Raw genomic sequence first — 16,062 nt, 5'->3', positions numbered from 1 at the left:
GTGAGGTGAACCGGTAGCGTGGGCGCGACGTCCAAGGAACTGTGATGCTCCCAAGAACCGACGAGATGTGGTCCGCCGTCAGCGCGCGGTCCTGCACAGGTGAGGAATCGCGTTGAGTCAGCGCCGCTCGTACCCCAACTCGGGTGACTTCAACCTGGACGATCTGTTCCGCCCCGAGCCCGGCCAGCCGCAGGGCCAGCCGGGCCAGCCGCAGTTCCAGGAGCAGCCCGGACAGCCGTCGTTCCCCGGCCTGCCGCAGGGCCACTCCGCGGTGCCGCCGGTGGGACAGCCGTCCGGGCAGCCGGAGTACCTCGGCGAGGGTGCGTACGCGCTGCCGAACCAGGCCCCGCCCATGCAGCCCGCGCCCGGGCCGGGCGCCCCGTGGGGCACGCCGCAGCCCGGGTACGGCGTGCCGCAGGCCGACCAGGCCCCGGAGACCCAGTACCTGCCGCCGTACCCGGCCGGCGACCCGCAGGCGGGCGGCTACCCGGCGGCGGTGCCGCAGGCCCAGCCCGGCTTCCCGCAGCAGCAGCCCGCGCCCGGCTACCAGGCCTACCCGCCGGCGGCGCAGCACCAGCCGGCCTACCCGGCGCAGGACCACGGCCAGGGGTACGCCCCGGACCGCGGGCCGGGCTTCGACGCGACCCAGGGGGGTGGGTCGGCCCGGGGCGGCCGTCCGTCCAACAAGCTGATCATCGGCGGGGTGGTGGCGGGCTGCGCGGCGGCCGGCATCCTGGTCGCCGTCCTGATGAGCGGCGGCGACGACACCGGGACCGGCAAGAAGACCACCCCGGTGGCCGGGGCCACCACCGGCGCGGGCACCGGCACCGGCGCGGCGAGCGCGAGCGGTTCCGGCGCCGCCGTCGACCCGGACGTCAAGGCGCAGGCGCAGCCGCTGTCGGACCTGCTGGGCACCGCGAGCGACAGCCGGAGCGCCGTGGTCTCCTCGGTCGCCTCGGTGCAGAAGTGCGACAAGCTGCCCGAGTCCCAGCAGGCCCTGACCGCCGCGGCCGGAAAGCGGCGCGAGCTGCAGACCAAGCTCGGCCAGCTCAAGACCGACAAGCTGCCGGGCGGCCAGCAGCTGGTCGAGCAGCTGAACGCGGCCTGGACCGCCTCGGCCCAGGCCGACGACGAGTACGCGGCGTGGGCGCAGGACGCGCAGACCTCCTGCGACGCGAAGAAGCAGGACAACCAGCACTACAAGAACGCCGTCCAGGCCAGCGGCACCGCGACCAACGCGAAGAAGCAGGCCTCCACGCTCTGGAACGCGATCGCCGGCCAGACCGGACTGCCCAACCGCAGCGACGGCGACCTCTGAACCCGGCCGACGGGCCGGGGCGGGCCGTTCCCGGCCCGCCCCGTGCGCGTCAGGCCGGCGGGCGGCCCCCGGTGAGCACCCAGCGGACGTCCACGAAGCCCGGCTGCTGCAGGGTCATCCGGCCGTTCTTCACCACCTGGTAGGTGACCCAGGTGTTCACCAGCCGGGGCGACGCGGTGCTGGGCAGCATGCTGGTGGTGCCCCAGTTCAGCGGCGGGGTCAGCCCGACGTCGATGCCCTCGCCGGAGTCCAGCAGCCCGGTGACCGACTTCGGGGTGACCGGCTTGCCGGCCTCCGACAGCTTCTGCGACACCTCCCGGAACACCTCGTACGCGACCCAGGTGGTCTGCACCCCGGGGTCGGAGACGTCGATGGTGCTGCCGCCGGTGGTGTCGGCGCGCACCACCGAGCGCAGCCCGTCCCAGATCTTCGCCGACTCCGGCGGGTACCAACTCGCGACGTAGGCGCCGCTGAGCGGGCCGGAGTCGCCGCCGGTGGAGTCGACCACCGACTGCTGCACGCTGCCGATCACCGAGGCGAGCTTGGTGTTCCTCATGTTGAGCCGCCGGTAGGAGTCCAGCAGATTGCCGGTCGGCTCGGCGGCCAGGGCACTGGTGACGCAGTTGCCCGGCTCGTCCCTGCCGACCGCCTTGCGGGCCACCGTGGTGTAGTCGGAGGACTGCTCGGGAGCCTTGACGTCCAGCAGCTTGATCCCGGCCGGCCGCAGCGCGGTGCCCAGGTAGCCGACCAGGCTGTCGCCGGCCGGGGTGTCCGGGCGGACCAGCGACACGGCCTTGCAGCCGGCGTCGACCAACTGGCGGCCGCTGCCCGCGACCAGGGCCGGCAGGCCGCCGTCCACCGGGTAGGACAGCGGGCTGGAGAACTCGGGCTGGGAGAGCCCGTAGCCGCCGATCAGCGGGATGCCCGCGCGCTCCAGCACCGGCATGAAGGCCTCGCCCCACTGGCTGTAGGAGCCGAGCACGGCGACGGCCCTGGCGTCCACCGCCTGCTGGGCGCAGGCGCGGGCGCCGTCGGCGGTGTTGTGCTCGTTGCAGGTGATCACCCGCAGCCGGTGGCCGTTCAGCCCGCCCTTGGTGTTGACGTCCTGGCCGATCGCGGAGGCGATCGCGGTCATGCCCGGCCGGTCGGCGGAGCCGGTCCCGGAAGGGGCCCAGGTCATCACGGTCAGGTCGGCGCCGCTGGTGGAAGCATCGGCCGGTCCGCCGCACGCGGAGGCCGAGAAGAGGGTGGGGAACAGCACCGCGGCGGTCGCGGCGGCGGCGATCGGGCGTCGGCGGCGGCGCCGTCCGATCGGGGGGCGGGAGTGGAGCGAGTCCCTTCGGCTGGTCATCGGTCTTCCCTCTCTGGGGCGCACTCCGGCGCACCGGAATCAGCCAAGCCCCGGTGGCACAAGCCGAGAGGGCCGAAGTGCGAACGGTCGGCAAACGGCGGCTGAAATCCGAAGGGGTACGCGTGTAGATCAGGAGTGGAGTACGAACGGACGGGGAACGTACGATCGTTGACCATGTCCGTCAGCACAGATTCTTCGCACCGGTCCGCCCGAAACACTTCTCGTCCGGGCCACCGCTCCAGCACCATGGGCGGCATGCCGCTCAACGACCTGCCCTGGTGGCGCTGGCGAGCCCGACTGCGCTCGGCGCTGCACATGCTGTCCGACCCCGGTTTCCAGCAGGAGGCCTGGCTGACCGGCCGGGACGGCTACGGCGACGTCACCGACGCCGTCTACCGGCTGGTCGAGGACACCTGGCTGGACCGCTGGTCCGCCGAGAAGTACGTCGGCACCATGGTCCGCGACTCCGCCGAGGCCGCGCTGGTCGACGTCGCGGTGCTGCGGGCCGTGCAGATGCTGCACGAGGTCGGCGCGGACGCCCCGGCCTCCGCCTACCTCGGCCACCCCGGCTGGCCGGAGACCGTCCGGGCCGCCCGCGAGGCGCACGTGCTGCTCGCCACCAACGACGGGGACGACCCGGACGCGGCGCCCAAGTCGCTGGACGTGCTGCGCATCCTCACCCAGGTCTGACCCCCGGGCCGGGCCGGCCGGACGGTGCCGTCCCGCAGTACGGGCAGCGGGGCGGCGGCTGTCCAGGATGTGACACGCTGGACAGTCCGCGCACGTCACGACCTCAGAACGGGATACGCCCAGTGGAACAGCAGCCGGCCGGTGCCCAGTACGTCCTCACGCTGTCCTGCCCCGACAAGCAGGGCATCGTCCACGCTGTCTCCAGCTACCTCTTCATGACCGGCTGCAACATCATCGACAGCCAGCAGTTCGGTGACGGCGACACCGGGCTCTTCTTCATGCGGGTGCACTTCTCCGCCCCCGAGGTGGTCACCGCCGACAAGCTGCGGGCCAGCTTCGCCGCGATCGGCGCCTCCTTCGGGATGGACTGGCAGATCCACCCGACCGACGAGCGGATGCGGATCGTCCTCATGGTCAGCAAGTTCGGGCACTGCCTGAACGACCTGCTCTACCGCAACCGGATCGGCGCCCTGCAGGTCGAGATCGCCGCCGTGGTCTCCAACCACACCGACCTCCAGGACCTGACCGAGAGCTACGGGATCCCCTTCCACCACATCCCGGTCACCAAGGACACCAAGGCGGAGGCCGAGCAGCGGCTGCTGGACCTGGTCGCCGCGGAGGAGGTCGAACTGGTCGTGCTGGCCCGCTACATGCAGGTGCTCTCCGACCAGCTCTGCACCGAGCTGTCCGGCCGCGTGATCAACATCCACCACTCCTTCCTGCCGAGCTTCAAGGGCGCCAAGCCGTACCACCAGGCACACGCCCGCGGCGTGAAGCTGATCGGCGCCACCGCGCACTACGTCACCGCCGACCTGGACGAGGGCCCGATCATCGAGCAGGAGGTCGCCCGGGTCACCCACGACGTCAGCCCGGACCAGCTGGTCGCGCTCGGCCGGGACGTCGAGTGCCAGGCGCTGGCCCGCGCGGTGAAGTGGCACAGCGAGCACCGGGTGCTGCTCGACGGTGCCCGCACGGTCGTCTTCGCCTGACCGCCTGACCGCCTGACCGCCTGACCGCCTGACCGCCTGACCGCCTGACCGCCTGAGCGCCTGAGCGCCTGAGCGCCTGAGCGTCCGACCGCGTGACCGCCCGAGCGCCGGGGGCGGCGCCGCGCGTGACCGCTACGGCCGGGACAGCAGCGGGAGCGCGTGCAGCACCTCGCGGACCGCGGCCCGGTCCCCGTGCTCGCCGACCGGAAGCCGGTCCGGGTCGCGGTGCGCGGCGGCCAGTTGGCAGAGCTCCAGGCCGTCCAGCACCATCGAGGCCACCGGCTCACCGCCGGACGGCGGCGCCGCGTCCGGCCCGTCCGGGCCGTTCGCCCCGTCCGGGCCGTCGCCACCGTCCAGCGGGACCAGCCACTCGCCGGCGGCCGGGCCGTCGATCACCAGCCGCAGCCGCCGGGCGGTCCGGCCCCCGTGGTCCGGCGCCGCCGGCGCCCCGGCGTGCTCGGGCCGCTCCGCGCGCAGGCCGGCCAGCGCCCGGGGGAGCAGCCGGACCACCAGCTCCACCATCTGCCGCAGGTGCTGCGGCGCCGGCGGGTCGTACGGGTAGGCGACCGCGCGGGCCACGTCCTCGCCGTGCACGTAGCACTCCAGGGCGCGGTCCACGAACGCGTCGCGCAGCGGCAGCACGGTGCCGCCGTAGTCGACCGGGGTGTTGCCCTGCGGCGCGAGCGCCGCGCTGCGCACCAGGTCGTGGGTCTGCCGCCGCCACCGGGAGCGCACCGACTGCGGTGCCAGCGCGCCCTGCTCCGCGAGCATCCGGGCGGTGCGCGCGGCGATCGCGCCGTACGGGCCGCCCTGCGGCGGGACGCGCGGCAGCGCGGCCGGAACGGCCTGGTCCTGCGGCGGCACCCGCCGTTCGGCGGCCGCGGCGGTGGCGCCCGGGCCGGCCGGCACCGGGTCGGGCAGGCCGAGGGCGAGCGCCAGGAAGCCGTCCACGGCGGTCAGCCGGCCGAGCACCTCGGCCGGGCGCAGCCGCTCGGTGCCGCCGTGCCACGGCAGTTCGGCGACTTCCTGCCACTCCTCCGGGCCGAGGTCGCGCAGCAGCGCGTCCAGCTTGGCGGTCTCCGCGGTGTAGGGCACGCCCCAGGCGGGGACGGGCAGTTCGGCCGGGCGGCGGGCCAGGCACCAGTCGATCACCTGCTGGCGCAGTGAGCCGGGCTGGTCCAGCGGTTCGTCCAGCGAGAGCCAGCCGGCCGCGTCGCGCAGCCGGGCCGCCTCCTCGGCGCACTCCGGGCAGGTGCGCAGGTGCAGTTCCAGGTCGGCCGCGTCGCGGGTCGGGCAGGCGCCGAGGGCCCAGGCGCCGAGCAGCGAGCGCAGGGCGTCGTGCTGCTCCTCAGTGCTGCTCACGTCTCCCCGTCCCCGGTGTCGTCCTGGCGGGCGCGTTCCTCGGCCAGTTCGGTGGCCAGCAGCTCCAGTCCGAGCCGCATCCGCTGCTTGGCGGCCTGCTCGCTGATGCCGAGCAGGCGGGCCGTCTCCCGGTAGGTGCGGCCGTCGTAGTACGTCACCGCGATGGTCTCCCGCAGGGGTCGGGGCAGGGAGTCGACCACGTACTGGACGCGCGCGGCGGTGGCCACGGCGCGGATCTCCGCCTCCGCGCCCTGAGGGTCGCAGCCCGGCACGCGTTCGGCGGCCCGCCGCGCCCGCAGCCGGTCGACGGCGCGGCGGTGGGTGAGCGCGCCGAGCCAGGAGCGCAGGGTGCCCTGGGCGGGGTCGAAGTCCTCGGGGTGCTCCCAGACGTGGGCGAAGATCTCCCGGGTGAGTTGGGCGGCGGCCGCCTGGTCGGCCAGTATCCGCCCGGCCAGGCCGTGCACCATCGGCGCGAGCTGGTCGTAGAGTTCGCCGAGCGCGGTCTCCTCGCCGCGCGCGAGGCGGCGTTGCAACTGCTCGTCCCAGCGCGGGGGCCGCTCCGGGGTGGCCATCGGGAACCACCCTCCTGCCCGGGGTCGCTGGCTTACCCAACGGTATCTTGCGGCCGGTCCGCGGTGGAGGGAATCCGGCAAGAACGGAACCCGGTCTCGCGGATCCTCATCCTCCGGTCCGTCACGGCGGCGTGGATCGTCCCGTGGTGGGACGGTCCGCTCGTGGGACCGTCCGCCGGGGCCGCTGTTCGAGCGCCGCTGGACATATGTCGCACGGGTGGTTCGCGAGTGGCGGGCGGGGCGCCGGGGGCGTCCGGCGGTAGGTTCCCGACTGCGGACCGGCGGGTCGGCCCGGGCCGGACGAGCGCCGGTACGAGGCTCGCGAGAGTGAGCGGGACAGTATGCACTGCCTGTCCCCCGATCGCCGGAATATGCCCGAAGCGCTTGCTGCGGTCCGTCCGCCCGCCCATCCTGAGGCGTACTCGTGTCGCGGCCGGTGCGAGAGCGACGAGCCGGCGCGGACGAGCGGGCGCGGGCGGACGGACCGGGCGGTCGCCCGGGTGCGGCCCGGGTGGCGCCGGGCGGAGTGCGAGGACCCGCCGGCCGGTCGATCCGGCCCGATCGGGACTAGGCCGAACTGCGAGTGCGGGTGGTGGAGCGGTGCAGGTTCTTCAGGTACAGCTTGCGGTGCAGGCGGACCCCGCCGAGGTCGGCCGGGCCCGTCGGTGGGTGCGCTCGCGGCTGTTGAACCACGGGGTGGACCCGGACGCGCCGATGGCCGAGACCGTCGTGCTGGTGGTCTCGGAGCTGGTGACCAACGCCGTGGTGCACACGGGCTGTCCGGCCGTGCTGCGGCTCTGCCTGCCGATGGCCGGGGACGCGGAGGGGGCGGACGGGCCGGCCGCCCCGCTGCGGGTGGAGGTCGCCGACGCCAGCCGGGCCGCCCCCGCCCCGCGGCACGCCGGGGCCGACGAGGACGCGACCAACGGCCGTGGCCTGGAGCTGGTCGAGCTGCTCTGCGAGCGCTGGGGCTGGTACCCGGACGGCTCGGGCAAGCGGGTCTGGTGCGAGATCGGCGCCGCTGCCCGCCCGGCCGATCCGCTCGCGGACGTGGACTGGGCGGCTTTGGCGCAATAGCGGCTGTCGCGACGGCCGCGGACCCGTGGCGATCACCGGCCGAAAGGTGACGCAACCATTCCGAATTTCGGACTACCCATTGACGTGACGTATCCGACTGATCACGCTTGGGTGCGGCTCTCCGTTGCGAGGGGACGCCGAGGGGCCGTCCGACCACCGCCGCGGTGCCGCTGTCCAGGGGGATCGTGTCAGCGAGGGGGGCCGCGGACTGCCGGTCGCGGGCCGCTCCTCGGCGAGTGCGGAGGCCGCGGCGCGGGTTCAGGGCCCGCGCGTCGCGGTTGGATGGCGGCGTGCCGTTCCGTGCTCGGGGTGCGCGCGGCCTGCCGCCATCCAATGCGTCGCCGCTCGGGGGGCTGGATCCGGCCACCCGGCGGTCCTTTGCCGGATCGTTCCCGGGACCACCTCCGGTGGGTCCGGTGCCTTCGGTGGATCCGGCACCTCCGGTGCGTCCGGTGGGACTGCCGCGGACGCTAGCGGGGGGTGGTGCGGAAGGTGCGCCGGTAGGCGCTGGGCGCCACGTCGAGCCGGCCGCGCAGTTGCAGCCGCAGCGAGGCGGCGGTGCCGAAGCCGGACTCCCGGGCGACCTGGTCGATCGTCAGGTCGGTCCGCTCCAGCAGTTGGCGGGCCCGCTCGGTGCGCTGCGTGGTGATCCACTGGCCGGGGCTGGCGCCGGTCTCCTCGCGGAAGCGCCGGGTGAAGGTCCGTACGCTCATCCCCGCCCGGTCGGCGAGCCGGCGCAGTTCGAGCGGCTGGTCCAGGTGCTCCAGGGCCCAGGCGCGCACCGCGGCGGTGCCGTGGCCGCCGGCGTCCACCGGGCTCGGGGCCTCCACGTACTGCTTCTGGCCGCCCTCGCGCCACGGCGGCACCAGGCAGCTGCGGGCCACCGCGTTGGCCACCGCGCTGCCGTGGTCACGGCGCACCACGTGCAGGCAGAGGTCCACCCCGGCGGCGACCCCGCCGGAGGTGAGGACGTCGCCGTCGTCGGTGTAGAGCACGTCGGGGTCGAGCCGCACCCGGGGGTACATCCGGGCGAACTGCTCGGTGTACCGCCAGTGGGTGGTGGCCGGTCGGCCGTCCAGCAGCCCGGCGGCGGCCAGGACGAAGGAGCCGGTGCAGATCGACATCAGCCGGGTGCCGGGCCGGATCCGGGCCAGGGCCTCGGCCAGCGCCGGGGTGAAGCAGGCGTCGACGCCCGCCGGACCGGCGTCGGCGGAGGCCGGGATCACCACCGTGTCGGCCCGCTCCAGCAGTTCGGGACCGTGGTCGACCGTGACCCTGAAGTCGGCGCTGGTGGCGACCGGCCGTCCGTCCGGGGTGCAGGTGGCCACCTCGTAGTGGGGCCGCCCGGCCGCGTCCCTGGCGCCGCCGAAGATGCGGGCGGGGATGCCCAGTTCGAAGGCGATCACGCCCTCCAGGGCGAGTACCGCGACCAGGTGTGCCATGCCGTCCCCTCGGGTGTCGGTGGGTCCGGGCCAGCGTACGCCCGGTCGTGGCCCGATTCTTGCGAAAGCTGTCATTCAGGCCACTCGTCCGGGCCCCGGCGGCCCGGAACACTCGTCGCGTGACCGAACGCAGCGCCCTCGCCCCCACACCCGAACCCGGCCCCGGACCCGCCACCGACTCCGCTCCCGCTCCGGCCCCCGGACCCGACCCCGCTCCCACCGGGCGCCCCCGGGTCCACTACGCCTGGGTGGTGGCGGGCGTCGCCCTGCTCGTCCTGCTCGGCTCGGCCGGCTTCCGCTCCACGCCGAGCCTGATGATGGACGCCCTGCACAACGAGTTCGGCTGGTCGCTCGGGACCATCTCCGCCGCCACCTCCGTCAACCTGACCCTCTACGGCCTCACCGCCCCCTTCGCCGCCGCGCTGATGGACCGGTTCGGGGTCCGCCTGGTGGTGGTCTGCGCACTGCTGACCATCTCCGTCGGCTCCGGGCTCACCATGCTGATGCGCCAGCCCTGGCAACTGGTGCTCTGCTGGGGCGTGCTGGTCGGCCTCGGCAGCGGCTCGATGGCGGGCGCCTTCGCCACCACCATCACCGGCCGCTGGTTCCAGGCCCGCCAGGGCCTGGTCACCGGGGTGCTCACCGCCGCCGGCGCGGCGGGCAACCTGGTCTTCCTGCCGGTCGGCGCCTGGCTGGTCGAACAGCACGGCTGGCGGTCGGCCGTGGTCGTGGTCTCGCTCGCCGCCAGCGCCGTCGCCGTCCCGGTGCTGCTGCTGATGCGCGAACGGCCCGCCGACGTCGGCCTGCTCCCGTACGGCGCGACCGAGGCGCCGCCCTCCTTGCCCGCCGACGGGCAGGAGGGGCCCGGCGCGCCCGTCACCGACGGCCGCGCCCTGGCCCGCTCGCTGCGGGTGCTGCGCGACGCCGCCCGCATCCGGGCGTTCTGGCTGCTGGCCGGTTCCTTCGCGATCTGCGGCGCCACCACCGCCGGCCTGGTCGGCACCCACTTCATCCCGGCCGCGCACGACCACGGCATGCCGGTCACCACCGCCGCGAGCCTGCTCGCCCTGATCGGCATCTTCGACGTGGTCGGCACCGTCTTCAGCGGCTGGCTCACCGACCGGGTCGACTCCCGGGCGCTGCTGACGGTCTACTACGGGCTGCGCGGCCTGTCCCTGCTCCTGCTGCCGCAGCTGATGGCCGGCTCGCTGAAGCCGCCGATCCTCGCCTTCGTGGTCTTCTACGGCCTGGACTGGGTCGCCACCGTGCCGCCGACCGTCGCGCTGTGCCGCCGGCACTTCGGCGAGGACGCCCCGATCGTCTTCGGCTGGGTCCTGGCCAGCCACCAGATCGGCGCGGCCGTCGTCGCCGGGCTGGCCGGCCTGGCCCGCGACGCGCTCGGGAACTACGACCTGACCTGGTACGGCGCCGGCGCACTGTGCGCCGTCGCGGTCGGGCTCTGCCTGGCGCTGCGCACCGGACGGACCGACCGCCCGGGTGCCGCCGGTGCCGCCGGAAGGGCGGTCACCGCGGAGGTCTAGGCTCCGGTCCATGGCGCTCACCTTCACCCTCGACCCGAAGCTCGACCCCGACCTGCGGGCGGAGGTCGTCCGCCTGTGGGCCGACGTCACCAACGCCGGCGGCGCGGTCGGCTTCGTGGCGCCGGTCACCGAGGACGAGGTGTGGGACACCGCCGACCGCCAGTTCGCCGGGGTCGGGCCGGACGGCCCCGACCGGCTGCTGGTCGCGCACGACGACACCGGCCGGCTGGTCGGCGTGCTGTTCTTCGAGTCGATGCGCTTCGGCCCGATGGAGCACTGGCGGATGCTCAAGCGGGTCATGGTGCACCCCGACTGCCAGGGCCGCGGCCACGGCGCCGGACTGCTCGCCGAGGCCGAGCGGATCGCGCGGGCGTGGGGCCTGCAGTCGCTGCGGCTCACCGCGCGCGGCGGCCTGGGCCTGGAGCGCTTCTACGCCCGCAGCGGCTACCGGGAGGTCGGCCGGGTGCCGGCCGCGATCCGGGTCGCCCCCGGGGACGACCGCGACGACATCACCATGTGGCTCGACCTGCGCTGACCCCCGCCCCGGAGCCCGTCCCGGCCGGGCCCCGCCGCGCAGGAGGGGCCCCGGCCGCTCCGGCCGTCAGGCATGCTTGACTGGAGGACCCGACCCCCGCCCGGACCCGCCCCGCGCAACGAGAAGGATGTGTTCCAGTGAGCAGCAACGGCCCGGACAAGTCGCACGCCACGCTCCGCTACACCTCCATGCGGGTCAGCATCTTCCTCGGCTGCCTGCTGGTGGCCCTGCTGCTCGGGCACTTCCAGATCATCCCGGTCAGCGGCCAGACCGGTGTCGTCTTCCTGTTCCTGCTGGCCGCGGTCGCCTCCGCGCCGCTCAGCTACGCGCTGCTGAGCAGGCAGCGTGACGAGATGTCCGCCCAGATCAGTGGCAAGGTCACCGGGATGCGCAACCGCACCGCCGAGCGGATCGCCGCGCAGAACGCGGAGGAGGACGCCGCGGACGACGCCGCCCGCGCGGCGGCCGCCGGGCAGAACTGACCCCGGCCCCACCCCGACCGCCGAGCCCCGCCGCAGCCGCCGTGCCCGCGACCCCAGACTCCGCGCCGCCCGGGCACCCGTCCGGGCAGCCCGTCGAGCAGCCGTCCGAGCAGCCCGTCGGGCAGTCGTCCGAACAGTCCGTCGGGCATCCGTCCGGGCAGTCGTCCGCCGAAAGCGCGCTCGGGACCTGGCCGGCCCCCGTCCGTCGGCCCACCGGGCGCGACGTCGCCCGGCTCGCCGGGGTCTCCCAGGCCACCGTGTCGCTGGTCTTCTCCGGCGCCGAGGCCGGCCGCCGGGTCTCCGAGGCCACCCGGCAGCGGGTCCGGGAGGCGGCCCGCAGCCTCGGCTACCGCCCGCAGGCGGCCGGCCGGCAACTGCGGCTGGGCCGCAGCGGGATGATCCTGCTCGCCGTGCCGAACCTCCAGGGGCCGTTCTTCGGCCGGGTGCTGGAAGGGGTCCACCAGGAGGCCGGCCGCAACGGCCTGGCGGTCGTGGTCAGTTCCGGCTGGGGCAGCGCCACCCTCGCCGAGGCCGCCACCGCCGGCCGCTTCGACGGCCTGCTGATCTGCTCCCCGGACGACAGCCAGCTCGGCGAACTGCCCACCGACATCCCCGCCGTCTTCCTGGACGCCGACCCGGGCACCGACCGCACCCGCCCGACCGTCGAACTCGACGTGGCCGGCGGGATGCGCGCCGCCGTCGAGCACCTGGCCGCGCTCGGCCACCGCCGGATCGGCCGGCTGCGTTCCACCCACGCCGCGTACACCTTTCGGGTGCGGCAGGCCGCCTTCGAGCGAGTCGTGCGTGAACTCGGCCTGGACGTAGTGGAGTTGGGAGTGAGCCTGAACGAGGGGCACCGGGCCGCACGGACCGTGGCGGACCGCCTGCTGGCACGGGCGGACCGGCCGCGCGCGGTGATCTGCGACGACGACGTGGTCGCCTCCGGGGTCTACCAGGCCGCCGCCGAACTGGGGCTGCGGGTGCCGGAGGACGTGTCCGTGGTCGGCATGGACAACGTCGCGGTGGCCGCGCTGCTCGCCCCGCCGCTGACCACCGTCGACCTGCCCGGCGAGGAACTGGGCCGGGCGGGCGCGGCCGCGCTGGCGGGCCTGCTGCGCGGGGAGCGGGTGGAGCCGGTGGCGCCGCTCGCCACCTCGCTGGTCCTGCGGGCCTCCACGGCCTCGGCGCAGTAGGGGCGGCCGGGCCCGGCGGTCGGGCTCCCGGCGGTTGAGCCCGGCGGTCGAGCTCCCGGCGCGGGAGTCCGTTGCGCGGGTCGGTCCGGGCGGGTTACGGGTCGTCCGCCGTGATCGCCAGAGGGCGCCGGGGCTGCCGTGGCCGTCCGGGGACGTCGGGCCGCCGGGGCCGACGCGGTCGATCGCTCGCGGGCAGTGGACAACGCGGGCCGTGGACAAAAGGGGACTGGGCCCGCGCCCCCCCCCCCCCCCGGCGGCCGCCGGGTCGGTGGCGCGGGCGCGCGCGGCCCCCCGCGCCCGCCCCCCCCCCGCGCGCGGGGCGGGGCCCCCCCGGGGCGCGCCCACCCCCCGGCCCGCCCCCCCCCGCCCCCCCCCGGGGGCGCCGCCGTCGTTCGTGGGGCGGGCTCAGCCCACCGGGACGGGCCGCGCCGGGACGGGCGCCACGGGCGCCGGGTGGAACCAGCGCCGGGCACCGAACAGCAGCAGCGCGCCGAGCGCGATCCCGCCGGAGGCGCACAGCGCGACGGGCTGCAGCGAGCCTTCGGCGAGGTTGCCGGAGACCGCGTAGCCGAGCGAGTTGCCGGTGGCGAACAGCGTCACCAGCCAGGCGAAGGCCTCGGTGACCGTGCCGGTCGGGGCCAGCTCGGCGACCAGGACGAACGCCGCCGCGAGCATCGGGGCCAGCATGACTCCGGACAGGAAGGCCAGCGCGGCCATCGGGTACGGCCCGGGCAGGAGGACCAGTGGCAGGTAGGAGACCGCCATCGCGAGCGCCATCACCCAGGTGCGGGTGGCGGTGGTCTGCCGCCACTTGACCGCGCCGTAGGCGAGCGCGCCGAGCAGTCCGCCGAGCGCGGCCAGGGCCAGCAGAGTGCCGGCGCCGCCCGGCAGCGCGTCGGCGTGGTGTTCGGCGTAGGCGATGAACAGCACGTTCTGCGCGCCGACCGCCCAGCCGGCCCCGGCCAGTCCGACCAGCAGCAGCACCAGGCCGGGGGAGCGCAGCGGTCCGAGCAGTCCGGCGGAGTGTTCCCGGACCGGGGCGCGCCAGGCCCTGGCGGGTGCGGTGGTGGCCACGATCAGTGCGCCGGCCAGGCCCAGGCCTGCGGCCGCCCAGAGCGCGACCACCGGGCTGAACAGGCCGGCGATCCCGGCGACGGCCAGCGGCCCGGCGACGTAGAGGATCTGCTGCGAGGCCGAGTCGAACGCGTAGGCGGTGTCGAGCTGTTCCTCCTCGACGACCTCCGGCCAGAGCGAGCGCAGGCAGGGTTCCAGCGGCGGCATGGCGAGGCCGGCGACCGCGGCGCCGACGGTGGCGGCGAGCGGGGAGCCGGGTGCGAGGGCGAGCAGCGCGTACCCGCCGCCGGCCACCGCGGCCGAGGCGAGCAGGACGCGCGGCTGCCCGGTGCGGTCCACGATCCGGCCGAGGACCGGTCCGCCGACGGCCGCCGAGATCGCGTAGGCGGCGGTGGCCAGCCCGATCCGCCCGTACGGCGCGCCGGCCTCGCGCAGGGCGAGGGCGATCACCAGGGCGGTCATGCCGGCGGGCAGGCGGCCGAGCAGGGTGCCGAGGAGCAGGCGGGTGACGTGCGGGGCGCGGAGCAGGGCGAGGTAGCCCATCGGCGTCTTCTCCGGTCTGGGCAGGCGGGGGCGGGGACGTCGTCAAAGTTATACGTATAACTGCTCGGCGGTCAATCTGCCCGGAGATCGTGACTGATGGGGCGTCAGGTTCGTTCGTGTCCGGAACTCGCCTGCGGGGCGGCGTGTCGACGGGGTGCGGGTTCGCGCCATCTCAAACAACTACTTTGAACATCTCAAACCTTTACTGCTAACGTATCGGCCATGACAGCCTCAGACGCACTGCGGATGCACGGCCCGGGCCCGCGGCCCGGCGCCGCCCGCCCGTGCGCTCTGACCGGTGCTGTGGACAGCCCGCGCCGTTGTCGCGCCCTGAGCTGTACTGCCCTGAGCTGTACCGCGGCGGCACGCCCCTGACCGGGGGCCCGACCCCTCCCGTCCGGCCCCGCGCCGTGCCGCCCGCTCCGCCCCGCACCTCACCTCACCGTCAGCAACGCCCTCCCCCGGAGTCGCTCCCCCATGTCCACAGCGCCCGAGGCGACCTCGTCGCCGTCCGTGCTCGCCCGTATCCGCAAGACGCCGTTCTGGGTGCAGATCGTCGCCGGCCTCGTGCTCGGTGTCGGCCTCGGCTACCTGGCCCGGGCCGCCGACATCTCCTGGCTGGCCACCACCCTGGAGACCATCGGCAAGATCTTCGTCCAGCTGCTGAAGCTGGCCGTCCCGCCGCTGGTGTTCACCGCGATCGTGGTCAGCGTCGCCAACCTGCGCAACGTCACCAACGCGGCCCGGCTGGCCACCCGCACGCTGCTCTGGTTCATGATCACCTCGCTGATCGCGGTCGGCATCGGTCTGGGCCTCGGCCTGCTGACCAACCCCGGCCAGGGCACCGACCTGAAGACCGAGGGCCTCAAGGCGCTCGACTCCAAGGGCACCTGGATCGACTTCCTGACCGGGATCTTCCCGACCAACATCGTCGACGCCTTCGCCAAGGTGAACGTGCTGCAGATCGTCTTCATGGCGGTCGTGGTCGGCGCGGCGATCATCAAGCTCGGCGCCAAGGCCGAGCCGGTCCTCAAGCTCAGCGAGTCCGTGCTGGAGCTGACCCAGACCGCACTGTGGTGGGTCATCCGGCTCTCCCCGCTCGGCACCCTCGGCCTGATCGGCAAGTCCGTCGCCAAGTACGGCTGGGACCTGCTCAAGCCCTTCGCCACGCTGACCCTGGACATCTACGTCGGCTGCGCGCTGGTCCTGTTCGTCGTCTACTCGCTGCTGCTGCGCTTCGCCGCCGGCCTCAACCCGCTGCACTTCTTCAAGGGCGCCTGGCCCGCGATCCAGCTGGCCTTCGTCTCGCGCTCCTCGGTCGGCACCCTGCCGGTCACCCGCCGCGTCACGGAGCGCCTCGGCGTCCCGAGCGAGTACGCGTCGTTCTCCGTCCCGTTCGGCGCCACCACCAAGATGGACGGCTGCGCCGCGATCTACCCGGCGATCGCCGCGATCTTCGTCGCGCAGGTCTACAACATCGAGCTCGGCATCAAGGACTACGTCCTGATCGCCTTCGTCTCGGTGGTCGGTTCGGCCGCCACCGCGGGCCTCACCGGTGCGATCGTCATGCTGACGCTGACCCTGTCCACCCTGGGCCTGCCGCTGGAGGGCGTCGGCCTGCTGCTCGCCATCGACCCGATCCTGGACATGATGCGCACCGCGACCAACGTCGCCGGTCAAGTTGTAACGCCGATCATCGTGGCTGCCCGAGAGGGCATCCTCGACCGCGAGGCCTACGACAACCCGCAGGGCGACCTGCTGGACGAGCCGGTCGCCATCCCGGCGCAGGCCTCCGCGAAGGCCGCTGCCGCCGCCTGATCCTCGTCGGACACGCCCCATTGGTGGAGCACCCCCACCGGGGGGGCAGAACGCCGGTGGGGGTGTGGGGCGGGG

Annotated in this window: 14 protein-coding genes; 9 read left to right on the top strand and 5 right to left on the bottom strand. The window is 74.6% G+C overall.

What is annotated here, in order from left to right; all coding sequences use genetic code 11:
* Positions 1 to 112 precede the first annotated feature (112 nt).
* On the top strand, positions 113 to 1,318 hold the full coding sequence (locus ACFV0O_RS22710; RefSeq protein ID WP_380344630.1) for a hypothetical protein: 1,206 nt from the start codon (positions 113 to 115) through the stop codon (positions 1,316 to 1,318).
* Between the two features lie 49 nt (positions 1,319 to 1,367).
* Here ACFV0O_RS22710 and ACFV0O_RS22705 read toward each other — a convergent pair whose 3' ends face one another.
* Positions 1,368 to 2,669: an ABC transporter substrate-binding protein gene (locus ACFV0O_RS22705; RefSeq protein ID WP_380344627.1), complete on the bottom strand. Its 1,302-nt coding sequence runs from the start codon at positions 2,667 to 2,669 to the stop codon at positions 1,368 to 1,370.
* A gap of 174 nt (positions 2,670 to 2,843) precedes the next feature.
* On the opposite strand from ACFV0O_RS22705, the gene ACFV0O_RS22700 reads away from it, so the two are divergent.
* Positions 2,844 to 3,359 (top strand): hypothetical protein, encoded by a 516-nt coding sequence (locus ACFV0O_RS22700; protein ID WP_380344624.1) that lies wholly within the window; start codon positions 2,844 to 2,846, stop codon positions 3,357 to 3,359.
* A gap of 122 nt (positions 3,360 to 3,481) precedes the next feature.
* Positions 3,482 to 4,348, top strand: a complete 867-nt coding sequence (gene purU / locus ACFV0O_RS22695) for a formyltetrahydrofolate deformylase (RefSeq protein WP_380344621.1) — start codon at positions 3,482 to 3,484, stop codon at positions 4,346 to 4,348.
* A 132-nt stretch (positions 4,349 to 4,480) separates the two neighbouring features.
* On the opposite strand, the gene ACFV0O_RS22690 is transcribed toward purU, so the two are convergent.
* Together ACFV0O_RS22690 and ACFV0O_RS22685 are read right to left on the bottom strand one after the other, a co-directional pair.
* Complete coding sequence (locus tag ACFV0O_RS22690) at positions 4,481 to 5,710, bottom strand: zf-HC2 domain-containing protein (protein WP_380344618.1); 1,230 nt, start codon at positions 5,708 to 5,710, stop codon at positions 4,481 to 4,483.
* A complete protein-coding gene (locus ACFV0O_RS22685; protein WP_380344615.1) occupies positions 5,707 to 6,282 on the bottom strand; it encodes a sigma-70 family RNA polymerase sigma factor in 576 nt (191 codons plus the stop codon). Before ACFV0O_RS22685 ends, ACFV0O_RS22690 begins: the two co-directional genes overlap by 4 nt.
* Before the next feature lie 600 nt (positions 6,283 to 6,882).
* Here ACFV0O_RS22685 and ACFV0O_RS22680 point away from each other — a divergent pair.
* A complete protein-coding gene (locus ACFV0O_RS22680) occupies positions 6,883 to 7,359 on the top strand; it encodes an ATP-binding protein (protein WP_360257091.1) in 477 nt (158 codons plus the stop codon).
* A gap of 470 nt (positions 7,360 to 7,829) precedes the next feature.
* Here ACFV0O_RS22680 and ACFV0O_RS22675 read toward each other — a convergent pair whose 3' ends face one another.
* Complete coding sequence (locus ACFV0O_RS22675; RefSeq protein ID WP_380344612.1) at positions 7,830 to 8,801, bottom strand: GlxA family transcriptional regulator; 972 nt, start codon at positions 8,799 to 8,801, stop codon at positions 7,830 to 7,832.
* A 119-nt stretch (positions 8,802 to 8,920) separates the two neighbouring features.
* Here ACFV0O_RS22675 and ACFV0O_RS22670 point away from each other — a divergent pair, with 119 nt between their 5' ends.
* The 4 genes from ACFV0O_RS22670 to ACFV0O_RS22655 all read left to right on the top strand — a co-directional run bounded on the left by ACFV0O_RS22670 (position 8,921) and on the right by ACFV0O_RS22655 (position 12,552).
* Positions 8,921 to 10,342, top strand: coding sequence for an MFS transporter (locus ACFV0O_RS22670; protein ID WP_380344609.1), 1,422 nt, complete (start codon positions 8,921 to 8,923; stop codon positions 10,340 to 10,342).
* A 10-nt stretch (positions 10,343 to 10,352) separates the two neighbouring features.
* Complete coding sequence (locus ACFV0O_RS22665) at positions 10,353 to 10,877, top strand: GNAT family N-acetyltransferase (RefSeq protein ID WP_380344606.1); 525 nt, start codon at positions 10,353 to 10,355, stop codon at positions 10,875 to 10,877.
* A gap of 137 nt (positions 10,878 to 11,014) precedes the next feature.
* Positions 11,015 to 11,359 (top strand): DUF4229 domain-containing protein, encoded by a 345-nt coding sequence (locus tag ACFV0O_RS22660; protein WP_360257080.1) that lies wholly within the window; start codon positions 11,015 to 11,017, stop codon positions 11,357 to 11,359.
* A 41-nt stretch (positions 11,360 to 11,400) separates the two neighbouring features.
* Complete coding sequence (locus tag ACFV0O_RS22655; RefSeq protein WP_380344603.1) at positions 11,401 to 12,552, top strand: substrate-binding domain-containing protein; 1,152 nt, start codon at positions 11,401 to 11,403, stop codon at positions 12,550 to 12,552.
* A gap of 405 nt (positions 12,553 to 12,957) precedes the next feature.
* On the opposite strand, the gene ACFV0O_RS22650 is transcribed toward ACFV0O_RS22655, so the two are convergent.
* Entirely contained in the window at positions 12,958 to 14,169 is a 1,212-nt protein-coding gene (locus ACFV0O_RS22650) for an MFS transporter (RefSeq protein ID WP_360257076.1), read from the bottom strand.
* 477 nt (positions 14,170 to 14,646) lie between these two features.
* Between ACFV0O_RS22650 and ACFV0O_RS22645 the strand changes: the two genes are divergently transcribed.
* A complete protein-coding gene (locus ACFV0O_RS22645; protein ID WP_380344599.1) occupies positions 14,647 to 15,987 on the top strand; it encodes a dicarboxylate/amino acid:cation symporter in 1,341 nt (446 codons plus the stop codon).
* The last annotated feature ends 75 nt before the right edge of the window (positions 15,988 to 16,062 follow it).

This window comes from Kitasatospora sp. NPDC059577, assembly GCF_042735475.1.
In the GTDB taxonomy this organism is placed as follows: domain Bacteria; phylum Actinomycetota; class Actinomycetes; order Streptomycetales; family Streptomycetaceae; genus Kitasatospora.
This window is presented reverse-complemented; position numbering and strand designations above follow the sequence as displayed.

Coding starts and splice junctions, on each gene's coding strand:
- ACFV0O_RS22705 (WP_380344627.1), bottom strand. CDS start 2,669: ATGACCAGCCGAAGGGACTCGCTCCACTCCCGCCCCCCGATCGGACGG.
- ACFV0O_RS22700 (WP_380344624.1), top strand. CDS start 2,844: ATGTCCGTCAGCACAGATTCTTCGCACCGGTCCGCCCGAAACACTTCT.
- ACFV0O_RS22645 (WP_380344599.1), top strand. CDS start 14,647: ATGTCCACAGCGCCCGAGGCGACCTCGTCGCCGTCCGTGCTCGCCCGT.
- ACFV0O_RS22685 (WP_380344615.1), bottom strand. CDS start 6,282: ATGGCCACCCCGGAGCGGCCCCCGCGCTGGGACGAGCAGTTGCAACGC.
- ACFV0O_RS22650 (WP_360257076.1), bottom strand. CDS start 14,169: ATGGGCTACCTCGCCCTGCTCCGCGCCCCGCACGTCACCCGCCTGCTC.
- ACFV0O_RS22665 (WP_380344606.1), top strand. CDS start 10,353: ATGGCGCTCACCTTCACCCTCGACCCGAAGCTCGACCCCGACCTGCGG.
- ACFV0O_RS22675 (WP_380344612.1), bottom strand. CDS start 8,801: ATGGCACACCTGGTCGCGGTACTCGCCCTGGAGGGCGTGATCGCCTTC.